This window comes from Parahaliea maris (assembly GCF_008064665.1).
Taxonomy (GTDB): Bacteria; Pseudomonadota; Gammaproteobacteria; order Pseudomonadales; family Halieaceae; genus Parahaliea; species Parahaliea maris.
The window spans coordinates 1-1,788 of the sequence record NZ_VRZA01000017.1; the positions used below are offsets into that span (position 1 = coordinate 1).

Annotated in this window: 1 tRNA gene and 1 rRNA gene; both read left to right on the top strand. The window is 52.3% G+C overall.

Features of this window, described 5'->3' with window-relative positions:
• Window positions 1-76: transfer RNA gene (locus FV139_RS20955), tRNA-Ala, on the top strand.
• A 464-nt stretch (window positions 77-540) separates the two neighbouring features.
• Window positions 541-1,788: ribosomal RNA gene (locus FV139_RS20960) — 23S ribosomal RNA — on the top strand; the annotation flags it as partial.

Here is a 1,788-nt window from a genome sequence, read left to right on the forward strand (position 1 = left end):
GGGGCTATAGCTCAGCTGGGAGAGCGCCTGATTTGCATTCAGGAGGTCTGCGGTTCGATCCCGCATAGCTCCACCAGATTGAGGTGGTGGCAGGCCGGATAAATCCGGCCCTACAGATGGGGTGTTGAATCCATGTAGGGCGGAATTCATTCCGCCACCTGGTGAGTCGCATCACTGGAATTCAGAAAGAAATGCACTGTCACAGCATGTGGTGAGTGTGTTTGTTTCTGGTTTTCACAACCGGAAAGTTCTTTAACAAGGTAAATCAAGCTGAGTCTCTGGATTGTAACCCGAGACTGTTATCGCAAGATGACGGTTGATGGAGCAGTCCAAAGATATGAAGTTCTGATGGCGGGTTTCAATTCCCCGCTGTCAAAACGAGTTGTAATACAACACTGTGACTTAAGCGTCACAACATCCGGCGGGCAGATACTTTGATCGGTATCTGTCTCAAGTACCCGACCTATGCTTAAGGGGGTCGGGGAACAGTCTGCTTGATAGCTCTCGCGGTTTGAGAGCGACAGATAACTTCGGTTATATGGTCAAGTGACTAAGCGTATACGGTGGATGCCTTGGCAGTCAGAGGCGATGAAGGACGTTGGAGCCTGCGAAAAGTCTCGGGGAGGTGGCAACCAACCTTTGATCCGGGAATGTCCGAATGGGGAAACCCACCTGGCGTAAGTCAGGTATCGTCAAGTGAATACATAGCTTGGCGAAGCGAACGCGGGGAACTGAAACATCTAAGTACCCGTAGGAAGAGAAATCAATTGAGATCCCCTCAGTAGCGGCGAGCGAACGGGGGCTAGCCTGCAAGTGATAGCAGTGGAGTTAGTGGAACGGTCTGGAAAGTCCGGCGATAGAGGGTGATAGCCCCGTACACGAAAACTCCGTTGTGGTACTGAGCTTGCGACAAGTAGGTCGGGACACGTGATATCTTGACTGAAGACGGGGGGACCATCCTCCAAGGCTAAATACTACTGACTGACCGATAGTGAACCAGTACCGTGAGGGAAAGGCGAAAAGAACCCCGGAGAGGGGAGTGAAATAGAACCTGAAACCGTATACGTACAAGCAGTGGGAGCCCCTTCGTGGGGTGACTGCGTACCTTTTGTATAATGGGTCAGCGACTTATTGTCTGTAGCAAGCTTAACCGCATAGGGGAGGCGTAGGGAAACCGAGTCTTAATAGGGCGTCTAGTTGCAGGCAATAGACCCGAAACCGGGCGATCTATCCATGGCCAGGCTGAAGGTTGGGTAACACTAACTGGAGGGCCGAACCCACTAATGTTGAAAAATTAGGGGATGAGCTGTGGATCGGAGTGAAAGGCTAATCAAGCCCGGAGATAGCTGGTTCTCCTCGAAATCTATTTAGGTAGAGCGTCGTGTCTTACCCTGGGGGGTAGAGCACTGTTTGGGCTAGGGGGTCATCCCGACTTACCAACCCCATGCAAACTCCGAATACCCAGGAGTACAATCACGGCAGACAGACGGCGGGTGCTAACGTCCGTCGTCGAGAGGGCAACAACCCAGACCGCCAGCTAAGGTCCCCAATACCAGTTAAGTGGGAAACGATGTGGGAAGGCTTAGACAGCTAGGAGGTTGGCTTAGAAGCAGCCACCCTTTAAAGAAAGCGTAATAGCTCACTAGTCGAGTCGGCCTGCGCGGAAGATGTAACGGGGCTAAACTGGTAACCGAAGCTGCGGATGCGTGCTTGCACGCATGGTAGAGGAGCGTTCTGTAAGCCGTTGAAGGTGAACCGGGAGGTTTGCTGGAGGTATCAGAAGTGCGA